The sequence below is a fragment of the Dysosmobacter sp. Sow4_B12 genome (assembly GCF_052116665.1).
Taxonomy (GTDB): Bacteria; Bacillota; Clostridia; order Oscillospirales; family Oscillospiraceae; genus Oscillibacter.
Window position 1 is genome coordinate 184,975 of sequence record NZ_JBQKKR010000003.1, and the last position, 23,382, is coordinate 208,356.

Below are 23,382 nucleotides of genomic sequence, written 5' to 3' on the forward strand. Positions count from 1 at the left end.
GCGTCCTGCCGCACAGCCGCGTGCGGCAGGACGCCCGCCGGGAGGGCGATGGTGGAGGAGGTGTTTCGGTGATACACTTTGAAAATTGGAAGATTTGGCAGTCCCCGCAGGATGCCGCGACTGCCCGACAGTATGACCACCTGTCCCGACGCATTGACGTGGAGGGAGACCTGCCGGGGGGATATGTCTGGCAGCTTCTGGTACAGTGCGGGCCCCACGCTGATACGGTCCTGCTGGAGCCTACGGAAAAAGGCGTTGGCACCCTGCTGACGGCGGACAACCTCTCGGTGCCGGGAGAGTACTATCTGCAGCTGCGGGGCGTTTTGGCAGCCGACGGGACCGAGAAGCGGCACACCAACATCATCAGCGTCTATATTCCGGAGAGCCTGACAGGCCTTGGCACCTGGCCGGAGGTGCCCACGGAGTTTGCCCAGACGGAGGCCCGCATTCTGGAGCTGTACCGGCACCCGCCTGTGCCCGGCAGCAACGGCTGCTGGCTGGTGTGGGACGCGGACAGGGACGAGTATGTGGAGAGCCAGCTTTCCCTGCCGGATGTGTCCGTGGGTCCTCAGGGCCCCAAAGGCGACAAGGGCGATAAGGGCGACCCCGGCCCACAAGGACCGCAGGGCGAAGTGGGCCCGCAGGGGCCCCAGGGAGAGCAAGGGCCGGAGGGACCGCAGGGCCACAAGGGTGATACCGGCGACACCGGAGAGGCAGGCCCAGCGGGTCCCCAGGGACCGCAGGGAGAAACGGGCCCCCAGGGGCCGAAAGGAGACACCGGTGAGCAGGGACCCAAGGGAGATACCGGAGACACAGGACCCCAGGGACCCGCCGGCCCGAAAGGTGAGCAAGGCATCCAGGGTGAACAAGGTCCACAGGGACCATCCGGTCCCCAGGGCGAGCAGGGACCGAAGGGCGACCCGGGCGATACCTATACGCTCCCCGTTGCCAGTGCGGCTGCGTTGGGCGGCGTTCAGCCTGCCGCAAAGACCGACACCATGACCCAGGCGGTCGGCGTGGATGAGGCCGGTGCACTGTGGACAGCGGCAGGCGGCGGTGGGACATGGAAAAAGGTCGTGGATGTTATCACAGAAGAAGAAACGTCAGCAATTAGAGTAACAAAAGATATTGACGGAAATGATTTGAACCTAAAAAAATGTATCATCTACACGATTGCGGCACCATCGGCTTCTAATACGGAAAACAAGTTGCGTACCGTTTGGATCAATGGTGAACAAATTTCTTATGAATCTAAAGGTGTATATACCGAAACAACTTTTACACAAGTAATTTTTAAGTGTAATCTTTATCCTTATATTTGGTATAAAAATGCAAAGTTTTTATACGGTTTCTCAAATAATCCAGCAAGTATGACGGCGCAAATGGGCACCGCAGAATCGCCATTCCCAGCATCAGGCCAAAACGAGTATGCGAATATAGTAAAAATTGAACTGCTTTCGAGCGGTATTTTAGGGGTCGGATCACGTATTCTGGCTTATGAACTCAAAGAGGTGTGAGAACATGAGAATTTGTGAAAATGGCGTCTACCGTGACGCAACGCCCGAGGAAATCTCCGAATTGGAGCAGGTGGCCACCCAGCAGCCTACTCAGGAGCAGACGTCTGAGGAGCGCATCGCCGCCCTGGAAAAGGAGCTGCGGGAGACAAAGCTCCTTCTGGGACTGGAGGATACGGTGTGACGGAGAGTGTTCTCGCAGCCCTCATCACCGGCGCTCTGAGTCTGGCGGGGGTGATTTTTTCCAACATGACCAATGCCCGGCACATGGAGCACAAGCTGGAGACCAGCCAGGCCGTCACAGACACGAAGCTGGAGGAACTGACCCGGGAAGTGCGGGAGCACAACCACTTTGCCCGGCGGGTGCCGGTGCTGGAGGAGCAGATAAAGGTGGCAAATCACCGCATCCAGGACCTGGAGGAGGCAGCCCGGTGAGACGCCGCTGGACCACCAGCAAGCTTCTCGCCGTGGGGATTCTGCTGGTAGACGGAGCGGCCACCACGGTTGTGCTGGCCCTCTGCGGCCTCGCCGTCTGGCGGGGTTTTACCGGAACGCTGCCCTATCTCACCACGCTTATCGGCGCCCTGCAGGCGTCAAGCGGGTATGTGCTGGGACATTACTTCAAAAAAAGCAGCTTGGAAAATACCAGAGGCGGTATCGTCTATGACGCCGCCCTGGGCAAACGGTCCGATTCGGATACAGACCTGTGAGGGAGGTACATGCCATGAAAGACAAGCTAGTCAAGCGGGCGGCCAACCTGCTGTCCGTCAAGAGCCTGGTGACGCTGGCGCTCACCGGCGTATTCGCCTGGATGGCGGTAAAGGGGACCATCAGCCAGGACTTTATGACCATCTACGCGGTCATCATCGCTTTCTACTTCGGCACCCAGAGCCAGAAGGTGCAGGATACCGTGGAGCAGGTGAGCGGCGATGCGTAAGCCCATCGGCGCGGCCGGGCTGGCACTCATCAAACACTTTGAGGGCTGTCGGCTCAAGGCGTACAAGCCCGTGGCCACGGAGAAGTATTGGACCATCGGCTGGGGCCACTACGGCCCGGATGTGGAGGAGGGCCAGACCATCACCCAGGCGGAAGCGGGCGCCCTGCTGGTATCAGACTGTCAGCGGTTCGCCGACGCGGTGGACGACCCCGCCAACTGCCCGCTGACGGCCCAGCTCAACACTAACCAGCGGGACGCCCTCATTTCCTTCACCTTCAACTGCGGCACCGGGTGTCTGCGGACGCTTTGTAAGAGCCGCTCCTTGCCCCAGATCTGCGAGGCTATGATCCGGTATAACCTGTCCGGCGGCAGGCCTCTGGCGGGCCTCACACGCCGCCGGAAGGCCGAGCAGGAACTTTTCAACACACCCATTGAGGAGGACGACATGGACATCGAAAAACTCACAGATGAGCAGCTGATCCGCCTGGCGGAGCGGCTGCAGGCGGCCCTTGCCAAGCGGCCCATCAGCGCCACGTTGGAAGCCGAAGTGGAGGAGGCCGCAGCTCTGGGCATCACCGACGGCAGCGGCCCCGGCAGGTTCTGCACCCGGGCCCAGTGCGCGGCCATGGTGCTGCGCGGCAGAAAAAAGCAATAAAAATTGGGCACCCAAACGGGCAATGTCATTAAGTTAATCTAAAAACACAGCCGTTGAGGGACGGAGAACTCACTTCCGCTCCTTAACGGCTGTGCTGCTTTTGCGGCCACCGATTTAGATAAGATGAAAAAACAAACAATTTGCAAACAAATCCAGATTTTGCCGCTATTCGCTTTACAATTCGTTTTTTCTGCATATAATAAACTAAACGCCGTGATGAGCGGTGTTCACAAGCAGAATTTGAGAAAGCCAAATGAGTGAGTATTATCAAATGAGTGAGTATTATTTAGATTGAAGCATTTTTGAGTATTTTTTGAGAGCCATTTGAAATAGCCAAATTAGCCAACATTGAGAGAATAGCCAAATAGCCAAAACAATAGTAGCGAACATACGGAACATCAAGCGTACGCGCCCAGCAGATGGGCGTGCGTTTGGTGTTTTTTTCATCCGGTGAATACTCACTTGGAGGCTATTCTCATGTCAATTGATTTACTCAGCATGGCACTCAATGCCGCGCTTAGAACTGCCACACAGAGCATCAGAGGCAAGGACTTCTCCCGCAAGCGTGTGCTTACGCCCGATACTGTCATGCGTCTTTTAATCAGCGCAGAGGGCGGCTCTTTAGATAAGATTTTGCATATCGCTGGCATTCAAGCCACCGCGTCTGCCCTTACGCAGCGCCGCGCTCAAATTCCGCCCGAACTGTTCCGCACCGTTTTTACAAAGTTCAATTCCAGATGCGATGATACCGATTTCTTTCACGGTTATCGCCTGTTGGCGGTAGATGGCACAGCAATCAATCTGCCCAGAAATCCAGATGCACCGTCCTTTGTCTGCAACGACAGTATTCCAAAGGGCGTGAATCAGCTTCACGCAACGCCGCTGTATGACATTCTCAGCCGTACCTTTGCCGATGTGGTCATTCAACCAGAGTCAAAGAAAGACGAAATCGGCGCATTAGTCACCATGCTGCAGCGCAACGCCTTCGAGGAAAAGACGCTGATTATAGCTGACCGTGGTTTTGAAAGCTATGGTACTGCACCGGGCGCATACCATGGCTGCCAGTTACAATCACTTTACCTGCCGCACTTACAAAAAGGACGGTGAAGCCTGCACCGCCCACTACATCCGAGAATGCGTTCTGGATGAGGTGGTGTTGGAGGATCTGCGGCGGGTGACCGCCATAGCCAGAGAACATACGCAGGAGTTCGCGGAATATATCAACGGAAGGCAGTCCACGGAGATCCAGCGGGAGATCCGCAGGCAGGAGAAGGAACTGGCTGCCATGCGGAAACGCAGCGATGAACTGGCCGTCATCTTCAAGCGGCTGTATGAGGACTCGGTCTTGGGCCGTATCACCCCAGAGCAGTTCCGAGTCCTGTCCGGCAGCTATACGGAGGAACAGGCGGCACTCAAGGCAGAGATTCCAAAGAAAGAATCAGCAATCCAAAGCCTGCGGGATCAGGTATCCGGCGCCGACAGCTTCATCTCCAAGGCCAGACGGTATACGGACATCACGGAACTGACGCCGGAACTGCTGCGGCTGTTCATCCGGAAAATCGTGGTCCACGAAAAGAGCGTGAAGTGGTCTAAACACGCGCCGCAGACCGTGGAGATCCATTGCACCGACATCGGTTATGTGGGCAACGTCGATGGTACCCAGAGCCAGCAGGAAAGCACAGCAAATGCCCTGGAAACAGAAAGACCCCGGAGGGTATCGTAAACACGATACCCCTCCGGGGTTCCGGACACCATTCAACATACCCCTGTCCGGGAGCGGAGGGCTCCCGGGGTGAATTTGTGTGCTTAGATGGTCTTGCCCAAATAGGCGGCGATGGTCTCCGTCAAGCAGCGGTGATCGTCCAGATGGGGCAGACCGGAGACGATGGCGGCTCCCCGGAACTGGCCGTCCACCACGATGGGGAAGCCGCCGCCGCAGAAGGCGTAGTGCTCCTCGTCGCACTGCCAGTCCTCCCGGGAGGAGGCCAGCTCCCGCTCCGCGGCGGCCAGCAGGGAGGAGTGATGGGTCCGCTTTACGGTGGCGTATTTCTTGTCCATCCACCAGTTGTTGTCCTTGCCGGTGCCCGGCAGGAAGGTCTGGTAGACGATGAGGTCGTCCAGCACGATCCGCACGGCGATGGGCTCCGGCTCCCGGGTGCCGGCCTCCCGCAGGCGGGTGCCCAGGGCGTAAGCGTCCTCCAGGTCAAAGGAGGGGAAGCGGAGGACCTCCTCCAAATGCTTTAAAGATTCTGCGAATGCGGGGGTGTACATGGGCAAAACTCCTTTCCGGTCCAGGCGGAGCCCGGATGCGCATATATGGTGGAACCTAACGACAGCATAGCACAGGCGGTGGGAAATTTCCACGGCTTTATGCGCCGGTATCAGTGGAGATTATAAAAAATATTTCAATTTCCGACTTTCACTTTTTCGCAACAGCGTGTAAAATCAAAGTGTCAATACCGGCGCATACCCCGCGGAACACGAGAAAGGACAGAAAGACTATGGTATCTGAAAAAATGCTGGCCCTTGGGACCGCCCGCTCCTGCATCCGGGAGCTGTTTGAATATGGCCTTCGGCAGGCGGCTGCCGTGGGCAAGGAAAATGTGTATGACTATTCCCTGGGCAACCCCTCCATTCCCGCGCCTGCCAAGGTGAACGAGACCTTCATCTCCGTGGTCCGGGATACGGACAGCCTGGCTGTCCACGGCTATACGCCGGCCACCGGCGGCATGGAGGCCCGGAAAGCCGTGGCGGAGGACTTGAACCGCCGGTTCGGCACCGCCATCCGGGGTGAGAATATCTTCTTCACCTGCGGCGCGGCGCCCGCGCTGGTATCTGTGGTCCGGGCCCTGGCGGTGGAGGGCGCGGAGATCCTGGCCATCGCCCCCTTCTTCCCGGAATACCGCCCCTTTGTGGAGAACAGCGGCGCCGCCTTCCGGGTGGTGCCGGCGGATACGGAGACCTTCCAGATCTCTCTGGAGGCCCTGGAGGCCAGCTTGACGCCCCACACCCAGGCGATCATCATCAACTCGCCCAACAATCCCTCCGGCGCGGTGTATACCTGCCAGACCCTGGAGAAGGTGGGCGCCCTGCTGACGCGGAAGGGCCGGGAGTATGGCCACCCCATTTACATCATCGCCGACGAGCCCTACCGGGAGCTGGTATATGACGGCGTGGAGGTTCCTTTCATCCCCACGGTCTATGATAACACCATCGTCTGTTACTCCTACTCCAAATCCCTGTCCCTGCCCGGCGAGCGCATTGGCTACGTGTGCGTGCCCGACCAGGCGGCGGACAGCGAGCAGGTGTTTGCCGCTGTGGCCGGCGCCGCCCGCGTTCTGGGCCATGTGTGCGCCCCCTCCCTGCAGCAGCGGGTGGTGGCCGCCTGCACGGACCTGCGTCCGGACCTGGAGGCCTACGACCGCAACCGGAACCTGCTGTATGACGCGCTGACCTCCTACGGCTACCAGTGCCTCAAGCCCCAGGGCGCCTTCTATATGTTCGTGAAGGCTCCCGGCGGTGACTCCCAGGCGTTCTCCAAACGGGCCAAGGAGAAAAACCTCCTGCTGGTCCCCGGCAACGATTTCGGCTGCCCGGAGTTTTTCCGCATCTGCACCTGTGTCTCCGGCGACATGATCCGGCGGAGCCTGCCGGTGTTCCGGGAACTGATCGATACCCAGGCATAACGTGCTCACAGCAAAAAGCGCTCCCCACCGCGGCGGGGAGCGCTTTTTGCCGTAAGTGGGCCGTTTTTGGGGATAGCGCGGTCAGTTATCCAGCTCTTGGATCAGTGCCCGCAGCTCCATGCGGACCCTTTCCCGGTAGATGCCTCCGCAGCCGATGGTATCGGCCTTGCGGAGCAGATGCTCCCGAAAAGCGACAACCATGGGCTGCCGGCGGATCTCCAGGGTCATCAAGGGTTTGGCGGTGCGGACGATAAGGGCCAGGCTGTCTTCGTTGGTAAACAGGTCGTAATCCGGGTACTCCTTCTCGTACACCGGGAGGAAGGTGTAATTTTCATAAGTGTCCATTAGACGCAGAATGTTGCTCAAATGGAGACAGTAGGTCTCGGGGGTGTACCAGTGCTGGCCGTAATAATCCTGGGAGGAGGAGCCCACAGGCACACGCCCTCTTCGAATCTCCTCCGCTGTGAACAAACGGCACATGTCGATAAAGGGCACCTGCTTCAGCTTGCTCTCGAAATTGGGAAGGTCGTCCAAATACAGCCGGAAGGTGCTGCTCCACATCGTGTCCTCCGTCTCCCGGACATAGCGCTCCAGCAGCGCCCGGGGCATGGAGCAGAGGGCCAGGGAGTTGATCAGCTGCGCGGTCTCTCCCTGGCGGGTAAAGAAATCCCGGTAGCAGGGATAGGCGTCCTTGGTGTCCCGGTGGACGAAGAGTGCGGGCCGGCAGAGGGAAAGGTGCTCATGAAACTGTTTTTCATAGGCGCTGACCAGCTTGGGGTCCGTGGAGAACATGGTGATGTCGCTGGTGCTGCCGGTGGCCACGGCGGCCGCGTACTGCACGCAGCACCCCGGCACCACGATGATGGAGTGGCGGTACAGGTTGCCCCGGAGCCGGGGATAGTAATAGACCGAGGTCTGCCCCGTGGCGTACATGGGCAGCCAAAACTGCAGGGACTCCGTATAGCGGTTGATATAATTCAGCGGCGGCATGATCTGGAAAAAGGTAAAACCCCGCTCCGCCAATTCCAGCAGCCAGGTCTGGATTTCCGTGAAACAAAAACCAAAAGTTTACAAATGCGCAACAAAAATCGGTGAGCCCTTTAAGGACTCACCGATGGTCCGAGTGGCGAGACTTGAATTAGAGAAAGCCGATTACATAGGGAAAAACGACGTACAATCGTGTTATGTACTCTCTGAATAAAGTGCCCCAATAGTCAATTTGATACAATGCAATACAACTCCATAATATCGGCAAAAGGGAAAAAATAAGGGAAAACTTTCAGCGGTTCAGACAGGGTTTTACTGTATTGTATAAAGGATTTTCGGGGGTCAAAATTTTCCGAGGGCCATATATTTATATGACGGATGGGGGTGCTCCAGGACGATAGGGGGGGCGGGGGTGCCGAGAGCCTACCTATCTATACAGGGGGCGTGGTGTAGTGCTGCACACCGCCCAGCGCTGGGGGGCCACGCGCAGCAGGGGCGCGGGAACATCATGCAGCCGAAGGAGCCGGGGATATTGGAGAACGACGCGCAATGCAGGCGCGATAATATAAAGAGGACCACGCTCGCGGGAAAGTATCCCACAGGCGGCGCGGTCCTCTTTTGTGCTTGTACGTTAGTTCTGCGCGGTGCTGTCCTCCGGCGCGTATTCGAGAATGTCCCCCGGCTGGCAGCTCAGCAATGTGCAAATCTTTCCCAGGACATCCCACGACACAGGCTCGCCCCTTCTTATTTTCTGAAGGGTTGCCTCTCCAAAAATCTTATCGGTTCTAATTTTGTAACTGCTGTATCCTTTTTCTTTCAGGGCGGCTAATACATCTACCTTATATCTAACAGGCACGGCTATTCCTCCATTTGTAGAGTTCTCATTTGTGGACACCCGCGTTCACTTTTTGGACACGCGGATATACTGAAGCATTTTAATTATAGCACGATATACACAAAAAACAAGTGCATAATCGCCAAAATATACACCTGAAATTTGTGCACAATTGCGACTTGATATACACAAAATTTGAGTGTATATTGAAATTACACCGACGGGGCGCCGTGAATGCGACGGACGGGCCGAGGACGAATCGGATATTCCCTCTATACTTCACGGCACCACCAAAAAATAAGGAGGAAAAGAACATGAGCACGAATGAAATGAATTTCAAGGTGAAGGAGCTCCGGGAGCTCCGGCGGATGCGGGAGGAACTGGACGCGGAGATCGCAGCAGCCGAGGACAGCATCAAAGCAGAAATGACGGCGCGTGATGTGGACACCCTCGCGGGGGATGACTGGAAAATCACCTGGCGGACGGTTCGCGGAAGCAGGTTCGATAGCGCGGCGTTCAAGAAGGCCAACCCGGAAGCCTATGCGCTGTTTACGAAAGCCACGGAAACCCGGCGTTTCTGCCTGGCATAAAGAAACGGCTGTATGTCCGAGCCGACCAAAGCGAGACACACAGCCATTCTGAAGCCAACCACAGGGGCGGGCAAATACAGTATAACCCGCCCGCCCCTTTTCGTCAATAAAAGGAGTGTGTGCAATGGGCAATAACGTGTATCAAATTATCACGGACCGCATTATCGCGGAACTGGAAAAAGGTGTTATCCCCTGGCGTAAACCCTGGACCGGGACACAGGCGGGAGCGTATAGCCACAGCACCGGGAAACCGTATAGCCTTCTGAATCAAATGCTGCTGGGACGCCCTGGCGAGTACATAACCTGGTCGCAGGTAAAGGCGGAGGGTGGCACGGTCCGGCAGGGCGAGAAGTCATCCGTTGTGGTGTTCTGGAAACAGCAGAATGTAAAGGAACTGGACGCAGAGAGCGGCGAAGAAGTAGAAAAAACCATCCCTATCCTGCGATACTTCAATGTGTTTCACGTTGACCAGTGCGAAGGAATCCGGAAGAAGTACGCAGAACGGCCCCAGGAGACCTTTGAGCCGCTTGAACACGCGGAGAGGATACAGGATACCTATGTGGGCCGGGAGGGCGTGCGAGTCACCTATGTGGCCGGAGACAGGGCGTGTTATTCTCCAGCCGCAGACCGTGTAACCCTGCCGCTCCGGGAGCAGTTTCAAAGCGCAGAAGAATTTTATAGCACACTGTTCCACGAGTTAGCCCACAGCACCGGACACAAGAGCAGACTAAACCGCTTTACCGGCTCCGGCTGTGCGGCATTTGGCTCCAGCGACTACGGCAAGGAAGAACTTGTTGCGGAAATTACCGCCGCGTCACTTCTGAACGTATGCGGGATTGAGACGCAGAGCAGTTTTCAGAACTCCGCAAGTTACGTGGACAACTGGCTGCGGGCTATCAGGGGAGATAATCGCCTGATCGTCAGCGCGGCGGGTAAGGCGGAAAAAGCGGCGGCACTCATCCTGGGTGAGGCAGGGGCGTAAGCCTCTCCCACCCGCAAAATAAAGAGAGGAGATTTACCATGAGCAAGAAAATGAACGACGAGCGGAAAGAACTTGCGCGGATGATTCTGGCTATGACCCCTGATGAACTTTCCGAACTAATTGACCGGGCGAAGCACGACCCTTTGCTTAAAGATGTATTTGCGAATTTTGAATAACCACACCACATGACCATGTAAATAAAGAGTATATCCCCTCTCCCCTACCACGTAGGAGGGAGGGGATAGCTATTTTACTGAGAAGAATGTTGCGTTCAAAGTTTCTTCGGTCAGTATCGAAGCCCCAAAGATAATTACGTAACACCTATTGACAATATACGTTTAACGTATTATGATAGCGTCAACAAATCAGTGTAGGAGGCGCACCACATGGACGAGAAGAAGATGAAGGCAGCGGAGGCCCGCAAGAAGTACGACGCGGAGAACATGGCAATGCTGGCCACGAAGATGAAGAAGGACGAGGCCCAGGCGTTCAAGGACCTGGCTGCGAAGGAAGGAACCACGGTGGGCAAGAAGCTCTCCGGCTATGTCCGGGAGGAACTGGCCGCAAACGGTAAGACTCAGACCTATGTTCCTGCCGTCCTGACTGCGAAGAACGCAGACCGTCTGAAGCACGAGACGGCCTTCCACAATCCCAAGAACATGCACCCCAATCAGCTGATGAACGACATCCTGGAGCGGTACTTCAAGTGGCTCGACGAGGCCAGGGCATAAGAAAAGAGGCAGACGGGAGCTTTCCTTTTGGGAATTATTCCACACTATGCGGATGTGGCTGTTGTGGCTGGATTTATGTTTCGATTGAAAAAAATACTCTTTATGAGAACGTCCCATAATTTCAGCCACGTCGGCCACAAGCCCTCCCGTTGTGGATTTTTAAGGAAAGAGAACACCAAGAGAGAAAGAATAATAAGAAAGAGAGAAGGTTTGACAAACACTTTGCTTATCTGTTAGCTTGTCCTCACAATCTCACAAACACAAGGAGGATGCAGCATGAAAGGCGCTATCATCGGAGACATCGTTGGTTCCATCTACGAGTTCCACAACATCAAGACGAAGGACTTCCCCCTGTTTTCCCCGAACTGCTTCTTCACAGATGACACGGTGATGACCGTTGCCATTGCCGCTGCTCTGGAGACCGCAGGCAAGGACGCACCTGACGCCGTTATCTCCCGCTGGATGCTGAAGATGATGCGGGGATACGGACGAACCTACCCGGACCGTGGATACGGCGGGATGTTCCGCCGGTGGCTGGAGGACCGCCATCCCCGTCCGTATTACAGCAGTGGAAACGGCTCCGCGATGAGAGTATCCCCCGTGGCCTGGTTCGCCAGGTCCATGGAAGAGTGCGAGAAGCTGGCCCGTATGTCCGCCGAGATCACACACAACCACCCGGACGGTATCTGCGGAGCCCAAGCGACTGCCGGAGCCGTGTACCTGGCTCTCCATGGCGGAACGAAGGATGACATTATGAACTATGTCTCCCGGTACTACGACTGGGACTTCTGCCTGGACGAGATTCGTCCTACCTACACGTTTGACCACTTCGCCTCCATCAACGAGGGCACGGTCCCGTATGCTGTGGAGGCGTTCATCGAGAGTGAGTCTTTTGAGGACGCCATCCGCAACGTCATCTCCATCGGTGGTGACAGCGACACCCTGGCTGCTATCACCGGCGCCATTGCGGAGGCTTACTACGGCGTTCCCGACGAGCTTTGGGAACAGGCAAAGGTTTTCATGGATGACGGCGGCGGTTTAGCCGATACCGTGGAACGGTTCTATACACTGAAGGACATCACGAAGCAAGGAGGAGGGCAATAATGGCAGAGCCGAGTATCGAGATGGCACTTCTGGAAGCGACCTACGGACCGGAGAAAGCGGCACAGATTCTGGCCGAGAGAGAAGCAATGACGCCAGAGCAGAAGGCCGCAAGGAAGGCGGAGAACGACAGACGGTGGGCGGAACTCAGGGAGTATTGCAAGCAGAAGGGGCAGAGGCGGCAGAAGCTGTACGAAGCTCTCCTGGAGGAGGAGAAGAAAACCGGAATGAAGGTTCCGTTCGAGCTGTGGCTGAGATTCGGGATCGCCAGCGTTCTTCCCGAGGAGGGCGAGCCGATGCCGGATACGTCGGAGAAGCCGAACGAACCGCCGGAGATGACGTATTATCGGAGGTTCGAGGAGAACTTCATGCCAGAGGTGAGAGAGCTAAAACTGCCGTAAGAGAGTCTGTCCGGCGCCGGGGAGCAGAAATATCCTTGCCCTGGAGACCATGGCTGAGTATTTGAAGAAGGAGGCAAGTTATGAATGGGACACTGAGGAAAATGGTTTTAGCGATCTTCTTTTCATTTGCGGTTCTTTATATGCTGTTTCTTTTTCCATACGTTGAACTCTGCCGAACGGGGAAGTATGGCGGGAGTATTACCGTCAGCGGGAACTACACGGACTGGGAGATTACCGAGGCAGAGACCGACATATATACCTCCCGCATTGACGGGGAACGCCGCTATGCGGTTTCAGAGATGTGGTTAAACGGGAAACGTTTTGGAATGGACTGTCCCGCACTTACGCCGGGAAAGGAAGTTACCGCAGAGGATTATGACGGAAACTTTTGGTATGTTTTCCTTCCACAGGAGCAAGCCCGCATACCGGCCCAGCGGTTCAAAACGGCTCTGTTTGCACTGCTGTCCTATCTGTGCGTATTGTCAGGGGTGTACTGGTTCTACTGGAGACCGAGACTGATAGCAGAAAAAGAGGCGAGTGCCGTGGCAAAAGAGAAATTTCAAGAAAAGGTTAGGGAAATGGAACAACTAAAATCTGCCATTTTTAGTGACAAAAAAGATCCCACTGAACCAGCACAGGAAGTAGAGGAGGACCCGTTTGCAGACATTTTCAGGATTCATACCCCGGAAGAACGAGAAAAACTACGGGCGTCCGAAACCCCGGAAGAACGAAAAGCGCGTGAGGCTGAGAACAAAAAGAAGATGATGGCCGTTATTGTGGGCATGAATAAGTCGATAGAGCGAAGAAAGAAAATTCAGCAAGCCCTAATTGATGAGAGCGAACGAACCGGCTTGATAGTACCCTTTGAGATTCAGGTACGATACGGGCAGGCGCATTTTTTGCCTGCGGATGACAATGAGCCCCTGGACACATCGGAGAAACCAAATGAAAGCCCGGAGATGGCCTACTATCGTAGGTTTGCGGAGAATCTGAACAAACAATTGATAGAGGAGCAGAACAAGAAACCCGATCAGGACTATATGCCAACACCTGAAGAAATTGGGATGGAGGACTTCTAAAGGAAATTAAATCATATATGGGTGGCTGTTACTTTTAGACGTAACATATCACAGGCATTATGTATTGGAATGAAAAAAAGGACAGAATCACTCGCGCACCGATGCCGGCTACAATTGCCTCAAACCTTGCGCAAGGTTCCGTCCGATACCATTCTAAAGCAGTACGAAGGGTATGTCAAGGGAGGCGGGAGGAGTTCCTTCCGTCTCCCTTTTTGAATTTGAGTTGCCAGGGTTACCGAAAGTCTGGGCTCCCGGGTAAACCGTTGTCAGCATACCATTTTTTGACAAGAGATTCCCTGTGGAGTACGGCGTTTTCCACAGATGATGTGTGCGAGGTTTTGAATTGCCGGAGTCCTCCGCGATAAAAGTCTGTGCGGTCATCCAGGAACTCGGAGAGGCTATTTGCGACACGCGGTTTACGGAGTTCAGACAGGGCAGCTTTCTCCCTCCTGCGGATGCCCTCTATGCTGACGCCAAGCTCTTCCGAAAGATTGCGGAGGCTCTTTCCCTGCCAATACCGTCCCCGGATGACTTCTCTCTGGGTGGAGGGCAATCCATCCACAGCACTGTCCAGTGCGGCGTGAAGCTGCTCCATGTAAATCTGTTCCTCGATGTCGGCATAGGAATCTGTTTCGTCGGGAATGGTTTCTGCAAATGTTTCCCCGTCTGAGTCATCAGAAGATACAGGCCGGTCAATGCTGGTAGATAGGTTGAGCGGGTCGCGGCGGGAGGTACGGTAGCCGCCCGCCACAGCAAATTCCGTTTTCAGATATTTCTCCAGCCAGCACAGAAAGGTGCCCTTCTCGCGGTCAAATGTCGCCACGGACTCCAGTAATGCGAAGTAGCCACTTTGCGCCAGATCATCGACTTCAACCCCGTGCTCCGGCGGAATACTCCGCATAGCGGTCTCAGCCTTGCGGCGGACATACACCTGGACTTGTTCCCACAGCTGGGGGATTAGTCCGTCATTTCCTTCCCGTATCAGTTCTGCCAGTTCCTCGTTTGTCATGGAGCCTCCTTTTTCATTCTGCCGGGAGACGGTCCCTTTCCTCACACATTTCAGCAAGGGCCTCTAATTCCGCATCGGACATCTGCGTGAGGTCCATAGCCCTGACAGGCTTTTCAATCAGGTTCCCGATTGCCAACCCGTCGACAGGCTTTTCGCCGCGCGTATCACGGATGAAGCGGGCAGCTTCGATGTCACCTTTTTCGGCGCGCTTGACGGCGGCGAGGCAGACTGCCGCCTCGTGTGTAGGCTCCAGGCCAGCCGCTTCAAGCAGTTCCCGAAGTTCCGGCTCAGTTACCTCCAGGGGGAGAAGTTCGTTGAACAGTTCCCGGAGAAGTTTCTTCCGCTGACGGGAAGCACCGGAGGCGAGACCTCCTTTTCTCCCGTTTTCCCGGGCTTCCTGCGGGGTTTGACCGTTGAATTGAACGAGATTTGATTTGCTCATGGTGGTCATTCCTTTCTGAATATTACTGTCCACAGAGGGATGTGGCTGATGTGGCTGAAAATATGGGTCATTCTCATAAAGAGCTATTTTTTCAATCGACCCAGAAATCCAGCCACAACAGCCACAAGTCATTCTCCCGCTGTGGGGTTCGTTGCTATGCGACCTGAAGGTAGCCTGGTACCACGGTGTAGCCGATCACCATTGTGGTGTTTTCACCACCACTTTTCGGGCGCTTTTTCACTATCTGTACTCCTGCGCGGTCCAGGAGCCTCCGGAAATTCCGGGAGTTCTCGACATACTGGCCGTTTTGCTGACACCACAACTTGAAGGCGGCGTACAGCAGCGTGAGGCGTATTTCGCTGTCCGGGACCTGCTCCATGGCGTCCTCCATGAAACGGGCGACCTTGTCCGAATCCTGCCGATAGTCACGGGTAGCAGCCCGAACAGATTCTGGCGGGGTGAGTCCGTGCTCCTGGTATTTCTGAAACCCCTGAATCAACCAGTTCAGGATACCGCTTTGATTCTCCGGTTTCCTGAATTCGGACTTCAGGCCCTTATCCTGCTCCCAGTCCTCAAAGTGGCGGCTGAAGGGGAGGACCAGAGCACGGCCACTGTCGAACACGGAGAGGTCGGAGCACTGGGGGAGATGATTCGTGTGTAATAGCAGCTTGCATTGAGGGATGAAGTCGAAGCTGTTCTCTCCCAGAAACCGGGCGTTCACGGTGTCTCCGCCGGTCAACTGTTTTACCCGTGAGGCGTCCAGTTTGGCCCCCTGCTGCATCTCTGGTACACTGGCAAGCCGCACACCGTTGAGACGGGCGATGTCCTCGGAAGGCCCGCGACCGTCCTTCAGCTTTGAGAGCGTCAGTGACTCGGGATTCATGGACCGGGAGTAGTTCCCGAGTACGGATTGCACCGCCTCCACGCATACACTCTTTCCGTTCCGGCTGGTGGGACCGTACATGACCAGGAATGCCTCGGCGGAGGTATCACCGCTCAGACAGTATCCGAGATACCGTTGCAGGAAGTCTGACTTCTCCGTGGCGACAATGCCCCGGTCCCGGTCGGATGCTTCGCAAGCGCCAGGAGCCATGACTTCGCCCACGAACCGCTCCCACCGTGGACAGACTGCGGAGGGGTCATAGTCCACAGGAGCCAACTGCGACAGCATATCGTCTGGCCGGTGCTCCCGAAACTCCCGTGTCCGAAGGTCCAGCGTGCCGTTATTCAGATTCAGCAGCCATGGATTCTGGTCGAATACACTTCTGGTCACCGGGTAGACTGACACAGCATCCCGGATAAACTGGGTTCTTCTGTTCCGCTGGGCCCAGACACGCGCCCAGTCCATGTAGTTCTTCATGTCCGATTCATCCGGCAGACCTGCGGCATAGATGGAGAGCGCACGGCTGATGTCCTTTGCAGCTGCTTCGGCGGCAGATTCTTCCACATCATCCTTCCAGCGTTTTCCATCGTATATGACCCAGCTTTTCCCCTTGCCGATAGGGCGGGCAAAAGGCTTCAGATAGTCCGCCAGCAGAAACCCAGCGCCGATGTCATCCCGCCGGTATCGCTGATTGTGGAGGATGTCAGCCTCTCTCAGGAAAGCAAGGGCGTTCTCCACCCCTGGGGATGATGCGTTTGCATATCCGGGCTCCCACACTTCTTTTGCGTCGGAAATGGCACGCTGGATAGTCAGGGCACCATAAGTGCTGCCGCTCTGCTCCCGGTCCCACTTGTCCCGCATAAGGCCGGACTGACGGAATAGCCGGTCCATCCAAAACGGGTCTTTCCTGGTCCAGAACGCCAGGTGATTGCAGAGGGCCATATCTGCCTCGGACTGAGAGCTGTAATCAGTATCCCATTCACCGGCCCATAGTCTGGCGATGCTTTCGCCCTTCGCTGATTTCAGCATCCGGTCAATCAGGTCCGCGTCATCCAGCGCGGCGGAGGTCATATCACCGGCGGCGGTTTCCATTTGCTCCGCGCCTGGCGCTGGAGCACAGCTTGTGGGACGGCGCATATACTTTTCCAGCAGTTCGCAGAGCTCATCTTTTCGGAGGTTTACTTCCTCATCAACCAGAACATCTCCGGTCAAGGTGAGATACCGCTGTGTGACGCCCGCCGGGTATACCTCCAGGCCAATGCGGCTGTTTTTCACATAGTACCGCTCTTTATCAAAGGTTAGGCCGGGAGCGCGGCACAGAATGTGGATGCCGGTTCCGCTGGGGGAGCGTTCTGTGTAGCTGCCCAGCTTGTCCACGATCTCCTGCGATAGGGCAGTGAGTTCCCCGGATTCGTCAATGCAGTGGTCAATGTCCACGCCGACGAGATCACCGAACATTCCAACGCCGACTCCGGAGTATTCAGAGGGATAGCGGGACAAGGCGGCGGTTGCATCATCGAAGGTTGAAAAGGTCCCAGGGTCATTAGACCTTGCCTTTGCGCCGGTACAGGGGTTATAGGGAACTTTGGTGGGCTTACCGGCGCGAACACGGTAGGACCACACGCAGAACCGGGCGGAGTCCTTCAATGTGGCGGGGATGTGGTCATAGTTCATGCGGGGCCTCCTCATACTTCGCAATTATGCGGTCAATTTCTTCAGCTGCCGCCGGGATGTCTTCACTCTGAATTTCATGTACGCTTTCTATCTGCTGGGGGAATCCATCACCGCCTAAAGCCCACGCAATGACGACAAACGGTCTCCGGTGGTATCCGCCGAATATCTCAAAATCAAATCGAGAGGTTTTCCGGTATATAACCGGCATCCTATCAATCATTTCTACCGTAGCTGGTGTGGCTTTACTTTGCAAAGCGGAGTAAAGTTTCTTCTCGCGTTTGTAAAAACCGTAAGTCATTTGCTTCATCCGCGGGCCTCACTTTCGGTAGCATTCAGTTGGGATTCCAGCCACTTTTCCAGACCGGCACGGGGAACAAGGATACGGCGTCCAACCTGGATTTTCGGAAAATCTCTCTTGTGGACCAATTCGTAGGCCGTGGGACGGGAGATGCCGAGCAATCCGCAGAGGTCGTCTACTTTATAGCACAGCGCGGTATTCTCTGAGTCCATCATCTCTTTCCACATCCTTCCTGCCTGGATTCTGATGCGGTCAACGAATCCAAAGCGTTGCTTATCTTGATAAGACGGTCCCCTGTCAGCTCATGCCGCAGCCAGACGGAGAGCAAGGACGGGCTAATTCCTGCTGCTTCTGCCAGTTGCCAATAGCGGATGCCGTGAGAGTTGAGAAACGCCCGAAGGTTTGTATTTGTCATGCGCGCCTCCTCTTGACATATTGTTGATGTTGTTGTAACATATAATATATAGAATGATTATTAAATAGTGAATAACAAAAAATAATAAAATCAAAAAATAATAAAATGATAGGAGACAAGGATGGAAAACAGAGGGCGCCCAAGGAAAGAAACAAATTCTGCTGACATTGAAAGACGCAAGGAGTCCAGTCAAAGAATCGTGCAGTTGAGGCATGAGAATGGATGGACACAGGACTATCTTGCGGAAAAGCTGGAGAGAGCCCCCATATCAATCGGCAGGTACGAAAGAGGAGAACTGGACATTCCGGAACGGACAGCGAGGCGGATTGAAGGCATGACTGGGGTGTTCTGGAAATACTGGACAGGGGAAACACATTTTAAAGATAGAGGCGAATATCTAAGGCAGGAGAGCATTGCACGGGAAAAGGCTGAAGATGAAGGACTTTCCGAGTACGAAAAAGAGTGGGCCGAGTATCAATCACAGTTGAGGGCTCTGTTTTCGCTGTGCGGCTACCGCTACGAGGATAATAGTGCCGAGGCAGCTTTTTACGATTTGGTAGATTCGGCCAATGAAAATGAACTGCCGCCATGTAACCATAAAGTCACCGATTATAAAAATCCGGAACAGGTATATCAATTTGATGACGAAGAATTGAAACTGTTGATTGCAGAGTTTCGTGATACCATAGGCTACTCCTGGTACAAAAAGGTCATGGCACATAGCAGATGTGGTCAGAAAAAATAAAAAAAACCGCCCTCGGTGCTGGAACACCGAGGACGGCTATAAGGGCAGTAAACTTTGTACGGCCTACTGCCCTTCCATCATATACGAAAACGGGAGGAATTTCAATGGCAAGAAAATCCACAAGGGGGGCCCAGGGCTCCGGCACAATCCGAAAAAAGACGGTCAAGAGGAATGGACAGGAGTATGCCTACTGGGAGGCCCGCATCACTATTGGCAGGGACCCCGGAACCGGAAAGCAAATTCAGAAATCCTTTTCTGGTAAAACACAGAAAGAGGTCCGGGAGAAGATGCAGGCGGCGGCTGTGGCAGTCAACGACGGAAGCTACCAGGAACCGTCGAAGATGACCGTGGGGGAATGGCTGGACATTTGGGCCAGAGACTACTTAGGTGGTGTAAAACCGATGACGGCGCTAAATTATAATCAGCACATCAACAATCACATTAAGCCTGCGTTAGGTGCGGTAAAATTGGAGAATTTGAACACGCATACAATCCAGGGATTTTACAATGACTTGGGAAGACCTCATGGAGACAAGCCCGGACTGTCCGCTAAAACAGTCAAGTGCGTCCATGGGGTATTCCACAAGGCTTTACAACAGGCCGTAGCGGTTGGATATGTCCGTTTCAATCCTACGGATGCCTGTGAGCTGCCTAGGACAGAGAGAAAGGAAATCAAGCCTCTAGGTAAGGAAGAAACCAGTGCTTTTCTGAAGGCTATCCGTGGGCATCCCTTCGAAGTGGTTTATCAAGTGACACTTTTCACTGGGATGAGACGTGGTGAAGTCTGCGGCCTTACATGGGATTGCGTAGATTTGGAAAAAGGGACAATACTAATTAACAAACAGCTCCAGAACATTCCGGGAAAACCAGGAGAATACCACCTAGTGTCCTCAAAAAACGGAAAAGGTAGAACGATTGCAGTCGCAAATTCGGTAATTGCCGCCCTAAAGAGGCATCAAGTACAACAGAAGATGGACCGACTGAAGGCGGGGGCACTTTGGAAAGAAGATGGCTTTGTGTTTACCGACGAACTGGGACATCACCTATCTCCATGCACCGTTTACCACAGGTATAAGCGCATAGTATCCTCTATCGGTTTGCCTAATGCCCGCCTACATGATCTCCGACACAGCTATGCTGTTGCAGCAATTTGTGCTGGCGATGACATAAAAACTGTGCAAGGTAACCTGGGACATGCAACCGCATCCTTTACGCTAGACGTATACGGCCATGTTACAGAAGAGATGAAACGGGCTAGTGCGGACCGCATGGAGAAGTATATAGAGGATGTTTCTACTCTGTAAAGGGAAAAAATAAGGGAAAACACCTTGACAATAAGTACAAAGAAAGCCTGTAACCATTGTGGTTACAGGCTTTTGCTTTGGTCCGAGTGGCGAGACTTGAACTCACGACCCCTTGACCCCCAGTCAAGTGCGCTACCAACTGCGCTACACCCGGATATTTTGTTTTGACGCTGTTCCTCGCGGTCAGCTTGTACATATTAACATGCCCGTTCAAAAAATGCAACCCCTAATTTCGATTTTTTTTAAATTTTTTTGAGGGAGGGATTCTGGGAAATTTGTTGACAAAGCAGGTACTCGTATGGTATTATATCAAAAGTGTTCGGACGGCGGACAGCTTTCACGATGGAGAGATGTCCGAGCGGTTTAAGGAACCGGTCTTGAAAACCGGCGACGTGCAAGCGTCCGTGGGTTCGAATCCCACTCTCTCCGCCACTTCTTTAATTAGATATCGTGATTTGCAGAAGTACCCAAGAGGCCGAAGGGGCTCCCCTGCTAAGGGAGTAGGCTGGATAAAACCGGCGCGAGGGTTCAAATCCCTCCTTCTGCGCCACGAAAAGTCGTTCTATTTGTTGTGAATAGAACGACTTTTCTGTATATATTCTTGATATTCAGCCACAAATAGTTCATCTTTCAATTCCACCACTTTTGCAATACCCCTAACTTTACCCCTTACAGCCAAAAATACCCCGCCAGACGGTCAAATCTGGCGGGGCTTCTTCATGCCTTTTTCGTTGTCAGATTATCATAGTAGCTCTGCATCCTGGCGGCGGTGTCCTTCCTCATTTGGTCGCTTGTGTGAGTATAAACGTTCAGAGTAAAGCTGGCAGTCGCGTGGCCAAGAAGGTTCTGTACGCTCTTTATATCAGCACCGGAGGCAATCGCTACGGTGGCGGCGGTGTGGCGAAGATCGTGCGGTCTGGCGTCCGGCCTGCCGATGCTGGCAGCGATCCTCTTGAAATGACCGTAGAAGGTAGATATAGCAAGATGCCCGCCCATTTCATCCGTGAACACCAGATTATCCGGGTTGCTCCACAGCTCACCGGCAGCGAGGCGGTTCTCTGCTTGCCGTTTCCGCTCTGCCCGCAAATACTGAAACGCAATTTCCGGCGGCTTGATCTGCCGGGGCTTCCCGTTCTTTGTGCTGGGGCGATGTAATAGGCAGCGTTCTTCTTTTTCTCCTTCTGCAGCTGCTGGCTAATAGTGATCCGCCGCGCTTCAAAGTCCACCTGTGCCCAGGACAGCCCCAAGCACTCGCCTTCCCGGAGGCCAGCGAACAAGCACAGAGCATATGCGTTCTCCATTGGGTGTCCGGCAATGGCTTTCAGGAACAGCGGGATTTCCGCATCTGTCAGAGGCTTTATTTCCTTAGAGGAACCCGTTAGGAATTTGTATGTTCGTGCATAGACATCCGGCTCGTTTTCCTTGATCCAGAGAATTTTAGTGGCAACATCATCGGAACACGGGATATTGACGAGCCTTACGGGGCGGGGGATTGCCTCTACTACTCCGGCGGCATCGACGATTTGTGGCTGGGACTGTGGGGCATCATCCGGGCTCACGGCATGCCGAGGCCGGATTTGAAACCCCTGTGCGGCATCCGTCCCATTGCCGCGACCCGATTCCCTCCTCCCGGCGCGGTGGTGCGGAAATTTGAGATCGCCGCCGTCCAGAAGGATCTGTGCTACAACCGCTATGGTGACCACGACCCGGAGGGATTGCTGTTCGTCCCCCTGGAGCAGGCGGAGGAGGTGCGCCGGGGCCGGCGGAAGCCCATCCCCCTCATCCTTCGGGTCAACGCGGGAGACTGGGTGGAGGTCACGCTCCACAACCTGTTCGACCCCAACGTGCCGATCCGGTGGAATGCGTATCCCTCCGTGCCGCTGAACACCCCCTTTATCCCTGGCAACAGGGTGTCTCTAAACCCCCGGTTTTTGAAGTATGACCCTGTGGTGTCCCCCGGCGTCAACGTGGGATGGAATCCGGCGGAGCAGACCGCCGGGCCGGGAGAGCGCGTCAAGTATCTGTGGCACGCGGACCGGGAATACGGCACGTGCCTTTTGACCTCCTTCGGCGACCTGCGGAACCACCGGCACCACGGGCTGTTCGGCGCTGTTATCGTGGAGCCGGCCGGAGCAAAGCATTACAGCGGCATCTGCGCCGTGGAGGAGAACGGCAAGGAGGAGGCTGTCATCGCCGCGCCGGGGGTGGAGACCTTCCGGGAGTTCGTCCTGTTCGCCCACAATGGCATCCGCCTGCTGGATAAAGAAGGCAATCTCATCAAAACCACCGAACAGGGACTCGAGGACGGCGAAACAGGAGGGCACGACGCCCCCGACCACGAGGATACCGGCGAAAAGGGCTACAACTACCGTTCGGAACGGTTCTTTAATCGGCTGCGAAGGGTCCCTCTCATCGATAAGGTGTTCGATTCCAAAGTCCACGGTGACCCGGCCACGCCGGTGTTCCGGTCCTATACCGGGGAGCGGGTCGTCATCCGTCTGCTGATGCCGGCGGATAAGCCCCGGAATATCAGCTTCCTCCTCCACGGACACCGCTGGCGGGCCCAGCCGGATGACCCGTTTACCCGGAGCATCCCTGTGCAGGGGGCTGTCAGCGTGGGCAATGTGTTCAACATTGAGCCGGAGCGGACAAAGTGTCCCGGCGACTATCTCTACCGCTCCGGTTCCCTGCGCTGGGATGTGGAGTCCGGCATGTGGGGCATCTACCGGGTGCTGAGCCGGGGGATCCGGTATCATTGGGAGACTGCCTGCCGGAGCGCCAAGCAGTGGTGGGAAAAGAGATGGTATGAAAAATAAACAGGTCTGTGTCGGCGGGCCCTTGCAGGGCTCGCCGATTTTTGCGTATAAAAAACCATAGCGATGAAGATGAGAAATGCCCCCCCTACTGTGCGGAAGGCGTGCTCGACCAACAGCGCAAACGACAAAGCAAAAATAGGCGGTAATGGCCTGCGCACAGTAAAAGCCAGCACCGATTAGGCGCTGGCTCAGCCTGTCGAGAAACCCCGGTTGTGCATTAGGCAGCAACCGGGGTTTCAGCGCAAATTCGGGGAAATAGAATTGAGAACAGGAAATGGACAGAGTCATTCCATTTCCG

At 55.0% G+C, this 23,382-nt stretch carries 29 protein-coding genes and 3 tRNA genes; 21 read left to right on the forward strand and 11 right to left on the reverse strand.

Annotation, left to right across the window (positions count from 1 at the left end; all coding sequences use genetic code 11):
- The first annotated feature begins 68 nt into the window (after positions 1-68).
- The 8 genes from ACTQ4R_RS05990 to ACTQ4R_RS06025 all read left to right on the forward strand — a co-directional run bounded on the left by ACTQ4R_RS05990 (position 69) and on the right by ACTQ4R_RS06025 (position 4,829).
- On the forward strand, positions 69-1,517 hold the full coding sequence (locus tag ACTQ4R_RS05990) for a hypothetical protein (RefSeq protein ID WP_441626791.1): 1,449 nt from the start codon (positions 69-71) through the stop codon (positions 1,515-1,517).
- 4 nt (positions 1,518-1,521) lie between these two features.
- Positions 1,522-1,698, forward strand: coding sequence for a hypothetical protein (locus ACTQ4R_RS05995; RefSeq protein WP_441626793.1), 177 nt, complete (start codon positions 1,522-1,524; stop codon positions 1,696-1,698).
- Positions 1,695-1,949 (forward strand): hypothetical protein, encoded by a 255-nt coding sequence (locus ACTQ4R_RS06000; RefSeq protein WP_441626794.1) that lies wholly within the window; start codon positions 1,695-1,697, stop codon positions 1,947-1,949. Before ACTQ4R_RS05995 ends, ACTQ4R_RS06000 begins: the two co-directional genes overlap by 4 nt.
- Positions 1,946-2,224 (forward strand): hypothetical protein, encoded by a 279-nt coding sequence (locus ACTQ4R_RS06005; protein WP_441626796.1) that lies wholly within the window; start codon positions 1,946-1,948, stop codon positions 2,222-2,224. Before ACTQ4R_RS06000 ends, ACTQ4R_RS06005 begins: the two co-directional genes overlap by 4 nt.
- A gap of 14 nt (positions 2,225-2,238) precedes the next feature.
- Positions 2,239-2,451, forward strand: coding sequence for a hypothetical protein (locus ACTQ4R_RS06010; RefSeq protein WP_441626798.1), 213 nt, complete (start codon positions 2,239-2,241; stop codon positions 2,449-2,451).
- A complete protein-coding gene (locus ACTQ4R_RS06015; protein ID WP_441626800.1) occupies positions 2,444-3,106 on the forward strand; it encodes a lysozyme in 663 nt (220 codons plus the stop codon). The genes ACTQ4R_RS06010 and ACTQ4R_RS06015 overlap by 8 nt, the downstream gene beginning before the upstream one ends.
- A gap of 477 nt (positions 3,107-3,583) precedes the next feature.
- A complete protein-coding gene (locus ACTQ4R_RS06020; RefSeq protein ID WP_441626802.1) occupies positions 3,584-4,213 on the forward strand; it encodes a transposase in 630 nt (209 codons plus the stop codon).
- Entirely contained in the window at positions 4,161-4,829 is a 669-nt protein-coding gene (locus tag ACTQ4R_RS06025; protein ID WP_441626804.1) for a DUF4368 domain-containing protein, read from the forward strand. The genes ACTQ4R_RS06020 and ACTQ4R_RS06025 overlap by 53 nt, the downstream gene beginning before the upstream one ends.
- A gap of 83 nt (positions 4,830-4,912) precedes the next feature.
- Here the strand turns inward: ACTQ4R_RS06025 and ACTQ4R_RS06030 are convergent, their stop codons facing one another.
- Positions 4,913-5,377, reverse strand: coding sequence for a heme-binding protein (locus ACTQ4R_RS06030; RefSeq protein ID WP_441626806.1), 465 nt, complete (start codon positions 5,375-5,377; stop codon positions 4,913-4,915).
- 230 nt (positions 5,378-5,607) lie between these two features.
- Between ACTQ4R_RS06030 and ACTQ4R_RS06035 the strand changes: the two genes are divergently transcribed.
- A complete protein-coding gene (locus tag ACTQ4R_RS06035) occupies positions 5,608-6,792 on the forward strand; it encodes a pyridoxal phosphate-dependent aminotransferase (protein WP_441626808.1) in 1,185 nt (394 codons plus the stop codon).
- Between the two features lie 81 nt (positions 6,793-6,873).
- Here the strand turns inward: ACTQ4R_RS06035 and ACTQ4R_RS06040 are convergent, their stop codons facing one another.
- Together ACTQ4R_RS06040 and ACTQ4R_RS06045 are read right to left on the reverse strand one after the other, a co-directional pair.
- Entirely contained in the window at positions 6,874-7,782 is a 909-nt protein-coding gene (locus ACTQ4R_RS06040) for a hypothetical protein (RefSeq protein ID WP_441626810.1), read from the reverse strand.
- A gap of 628 nt (positions 7,783-8,410) precedes the next feature.
- Complete coding sequence (locus ACTQ4R_RS06045; protein WP_441626811.1) at positions 8,411-8,635, reverse strand: helix-turn-helix domain-containing protein; 225 nt, start codon at positions 8,633-8,635, stop codon at positions 8,411-8,413.
- A 293-nt stretch (positions 8,636-8,928) separates the two neighbouring features.
- Between ACTQ4R_RS06045 and ACTQ4R_RS06050 the strand changes: the two genes are divergently transcribed.
- The 7 genes from ACTQ4R_RS06050 (at position 8,929) to ACTQ4R_RS06080 (ending at position 13,498) form a co-directional block, all read left to right on the forward strand.
- Complete coding sequence (locus ACTQ4R_RS06050) at positions 8,929-9,204, forward strand: hypothetical protein (protein WP_441626813.1); 276 nt, start codon at positions 8,929-8,931, stop codon at positions 9,202-9,204.
- Between the two features lie 124 nt (positions 9,205-9,328).
- On the forward strand, positions 9,329-10,186 hold the full coding sequence (locus ACTQ4R_RS06055; protein ID WP_441626815.1) for an ArdC family protein: 858 nt from the start codon (positions 9,329-9,331) through the stop codon (positions 10,184-10,186).
- A gap of 38 nt (positions 10,187-10,224) precedes the next feature.
- Complete coding sequence (locus ACTQ4R_RS06060; protein ID WP_441626817.1) at positions 10,225-10,362, forward strand: hypothetical protein; 138 nt, start codon at positions 10,225-10,227, stop codon at positions 10,360-10,362.
- A gap of 210 nt (positions 10,363-10,572) precedes the next feature.
- Positions 10,573-10,917, forward strand: coding sequence for a hypothetical protein (locus tag ACTQ4R_RS06065; RefSeq protein ID WP_441626819.1), 345 nt, complete (start codon positions 10,573-10,575; stop codon positions 10,915-10,917).
- A gap of 276 nt (positions 10,918-11,193) precedes the next feature.
- Positions 11,194-12,021, forward strand: a complete 828-nt coding sequence (locus ACTQ4R_RS06070; protein WP_441626821.1) for an ADP-ribosylglycohydrolase family protein — start codon at positions 11,194-11,196, stop codon at positions 12,019-12,021.
- On the forward strand, positions 12,021-12,419 hold the full coding sequence (locus ACTQ4R_RS06075) for a hypothetical protein (RefSeq protein ID WP_441626823.1): 399 nt from the start codon (positions 12,021-12,023) through the stop codon (positions 12,417-12,419). Before ACTQ4R_RS06070 ends, ACTQ4R_RS06075 begins: the two co-directional genes overlap by 1 nt.
- Positions 12,420-12,499: 80 nt before the next feature.
- The gene (locus ACTQ4R_RS06080; RefSeq protein ID WP_441626825.1) at positions 12,500-13,498 is read left to right on the forward strand and encodes a hypothetical protein; all 999 of its coding nucleotides are present in this window, start codon (positions 12,500-12,502) and stop codon (positions 13,496-13,498) included.
- A gap of 232 nt (positions 13,499-13,730) precedes the next feature.
- On the opposite strand, the gene ACTQ4R_RS06085 is transcribed toward ACTQ4R_RS06080, so the two are convergent.
- The 6 genes from ACTQ4R_RS06085 to ACTQ4R_RS06110 form a co-directional block, all read right to left on the reverse strand.
- Entirely contained in the window at positions 13,731-14,507 is a 777-nt protein-coding gene (locus ACTQ4R_RS06085; RefSeq protein ID WP_441626827.1) for an RNA polymerase sigma factor, read from the reverse strand.
- Between the two features lie 13 nt (positions 14,508-14,520).
- Entirely contained in the window at positions 14,521-14,982 is a 462-nt protein-coding gene (locus ACTQ4R_RS06090; RefSeq protein ID WP_441626829.1) for a hypothetical protein, read from the reverse strand.
- A gap of 121 nt (positions 14,983-15,103) precedes the next feature.
- Entirely contained in the window at positions 15,104-17,506 is a 2,403-nt protein-coding gene (locus tag ACTQ4R_RS06095; RefSeq protein WP_441626831.1) for a phage/plasmid primase, P4 family, read from the reverse strand.
- A complete protein-coding gene (locus tag ACTQ4R_RS06100; RefSeq protein ID WP_441626833.1) occupies positions 17,496-17,813 on the reverse strand; it encodes a hypothetical protein in 318 nt (105 codons plus the stop codon). Before ACTQ4R_RS06100 ends, ACTQ4R_RS06095 begins: the two co-directional genes overlap by 11 nt.
- Complete coding sequence (locus ACTQ4R_RS06105) at positions 17,810-18,019, reverse strand: helix-turn-helix domain-containing protein (protein WP_441626835.1); 210 nt, start codon at positions 18,017-18,019, stop codon at positions 17,810-17,812. The genes ACTQ4R_RS06100 and ACTQ4R_RS06105 overlap by 4 nt, the downstream gene beginning before the upstream one ends.
- Positions 18,016-18,219: a helix-turn-helix domain-containing protein gene (locus ACTQ4R_RS06110; protein WP_441626837.1), complete on the reverse strand. Its 204-nt coding sequence runs from the start codon at positions 18,217-18,219 to the stop codon at positions 18,016-18,018. The genes ACTQ4R_RS06105 and ACTQ4R_RS06110 overlap by 4 nt, the downstream gene beginning before the upstream one ends.
- A 121-nt stretch (positions 18,220-18,340) precedes the next feature.
- Here ACTQ4R_RS06110 and ACTQ4R_RS06115 point away from each other — a divergent pair, with 121 nt between their 5' ends.
- Complete coding sequence (locus ACTQ4R_RS06115) at positions 18,341-18,964, forward strand: helix-turn-helix domain-containing protein (RefSeq protein WP_441626839.1); 624 nt, start codon at positions 18,341-18,343, stop codon at positions 18,962-18,964.
- A gap of 104 nt (positions 18,965-19,068) precedes the next feature.
- On the forward strand, positions 19,069-20,268 hold the full coding sequence (locus tag ACTQ4R_RS06120; protein ID WP_441626841.1) for a tyrosine-type recombinase/integrase: 1,200 nt from the start codon (positions 19,069-19,071) through the stop codon (positions 20,266-20,268).
- Positions 20,269-20,346: 78 nt separating this feature from the next.
- On the opposite strand, the gene ACTQ4R_RS06125 is transcribed toward ACTQ4R_RS06120, so the two are convergent.
- Positions 20,347-20,422 (reverse strand) — tRNA-Pro (locus ACTQ4R_RS06125).
- A 190-nt stretch (positions 20,423-20,612) separates the two neighbouring features.
- Here ACTQ4R_RS06125 and ACTQ4R_RS06130 point away from each other — a divergent pair.
- Together ACTQ4R_RS06130 and ACTQ4R_RS06135 are read left to right on the forward strand one after the other, a co-directional pair.
- Positions 20,613-20,700 (forward strand) — tRNA-Ser (locus tag ACTQ4R_RS06130).
- Positions 20,701-20,725: 25 nt separating this feature from the next.
- A tRNA-Ser gene (locus tag ACTQ4R_RS06135) sits at positions 20,726-20,818 on the forward strand.
- Positions 20,819-20,985: 167 nt separating this feature from the next.
- On the opposite strand, the gene ACTQ4R_RS06140 is transcribed toward ACTQ4R_RS06135, so the two are convergent.
- Positions 20,986-21,354: a tyrosine-type recombinase/integrase gene (locus ACTQ4R_RS06140; protein ID WP_441626842.1), complete on the reverse strand. Its 369-nt coding sequence runs from the start codon at positions 21,352-21,354 to the stop codon at positions 20,986-20,988.
- A gap of 437 nt (positions 21,355-21,791) precedes the next feature.
- Here ACTQ4R_RS06140 and ACTQ4R_RS06145 point away from each other — a divergent pair, with 437 nt between their 5' ends.
- Positions 21,792-23,084: a hypothetical protein gene (locus ACTQ4R_RS06145; RefSeq protein ID WP_441626844.1), complete on the forward strand. Its 1,293-nt coding sequence runs from the start codon at positions 21,792-21,794 to the stop codon at positions 23,082-23,084.
- Positions 23,085-23,382 lie beyond the last annotated feature (298 nt).

What these genes read in the sequence shown, in the direction of transcription:
- ACTQ4R_RS05995 (WP_441626793.1), top strand. Translation starts at nt 1,522, where the DNA reads ATGAGAATTTGTGAAAATGGCGTCTACCGTGACGCAACGCCCGAGGAA.
- ACTQ4R_RS06010 (WP_441626798.1), top strand. Translation starts at nt 2,239, where the DNA reads ATGAAAGACAAGCTAGTCAAGCGGGCGGCCAACCTGCTGTCCGTCAAG.
- ACTQ4R_RS06015 (WP_441626800.1), top strand. Translation starts at nt 2,444, where the DNA reads ATGCGTAAGCCCATCGGCGCGGCCGGGCTGGCACTCATCAAACACTTT.
- ACTQ4R_RS06020 (WP_441626802.1), top strand. Translation starts at nt 3,584, where the DNA reads ATGTCAATTGATTTACTCAGCATGGCACTCAATGCCGCGCTTAGAACT.
- ACTQ4R_RS06025 (WP_441626804.1), top strand. Translation starts at nt 4,161, where the DNA reads ATGGCTGCCAGTTACAATCACTTTACCTGCCGCACTTACAAAAAGGAC.
- ACTQ4R_RS06030 (WP_441626806.1), bottom strand. Translation starts at nt 5,377, where the DNA reads ATGTACACCCCCGCATTCGCAGAATCTTTAAAGCATTTGGAGGAGGTC.
- ACTQ4R_RS06035 (WP_441626808.1), top strand. Translation starts at nt 5,608, where the DNA reads ATGGTATCTGAAAAAATGCTGGCCCTTGGGACCGCCCGCTCCTGCATC.
- ACTQ4R_RS06040 (WP_441626810.1), bottom strand. Translation starts at nt 7,782, where the DNA reads ATGCCGCCGCTGAATTATATCAACCGCTATACGGAGTCCCTGCAGTTT.
- ACTQ4R_RS06050 (WP_441626813.1), top strand. Translation starts at nt 8,929, where the DNA reads ATGAGCACGAATGAAATGAATTTCAAGGTGAAGGAGCTCCGGGAGCTC.
- ACTQ4R_RS06055 (WP_441626815.1), top strand. Translation starts at nt 9,329, where the DNA reads ATGGGCAATAACGTGTATCAAATTATCACGGACCGCATTATCGCGGAA.
- ACTQ4R_RS06060 (WP_441626817.1), top strand. Translation starts at nt 10,225, where the DNA reads ATGAGCAAGAAAATGAACGACGAGCGGAAAGAACTTGCGCGGATGATT.
- ACTQ4R_RS06065 (WP_441626819.1), top strand. Translation starts at nt 10,573, where the DNA reads ATGGACGAGAAGAAGATGAAGGCAGCGGAGGCCCGCAAGAAGTACGAC.
- ACTQ4R_RS06070 (WP_441626821.1), top strand. Translation starts at nt 11,194, where the DNA reads ATGAAAGGCGCTATCATCGGAGACATCGTTGGTTCCATCTACGAGTTC.
- ACTQ4R_RS06075 (WP_441626823.1), top strand. Translation starts at nt 12,021, where the DNA reads ATGGCAGAGCCGAGTATCGAGATGGCACTTCTGGAAGCGACCTACGGA.
- ACTQ4R_RS06080 (WP_441626825.1), top strand. Translation starts at nt 12,500, where the DNA reads ATGAATGGGACACTGAGGAAAATGGTTTTAGCGATCTTCTTTTCATTT.
- ACTQ4R_RS06085 (WP_441626827.1), bottom strand. Translation starts at nt 14,507, where the DNA reads ATGACAAACGAGGAACTGGCAGAACTGATACGGGAAGGAAATGACGGA.
- ACTQ4R_RS06095 (WP_441626831.1), bottom strand. Translation starts at nt 17,506, where the DNA reads ATGAACTATGACCACATCCCCGCCACATTGAAGGACTCCGCCCGGTTC.
- ACTQ4R_RS06100 (WP_441626833.1), bottom strand. Translation starts at nt 17,813, where the DNA reads ATGAAGCAAATGACTTACGGTTTTTACAAACGCGAGAAGAAACTTTAC.
- ACTQ4R_RS06105 (WP_441626835.1), bottom strand. Translation starts at nt 18,019, where the DNA reads ATGATGGACTCAGAGAATACCGCGCTGTGCTATAAAGTAGACGACCTC.
- ACTQ4R_RS06110 (WP_441626837.1), bottom strand. Translation starts at nt 18,219, where the DNA reads ATGACAAATACAAACCTTCGGGCGTTTCTCAACTCTCACGGCATCCGC.
- ACTQ4R_RS06115 (WP_441626839.1), top strand. Translation starts at nt 18,341, where the DNA reads ATGGAAAACAGAGGGCGCCCAAGGAAAGAAACAAATTCTGCTGACATT.
- ACTQ4R_RS06120 (WP_441626841.1), top strand. Translation starts at nt 19,069, where the DNA reads ATGGCAAGAAAATCCACAAGGGGGGCCCAGGGCTCCGGCACAATCCGA.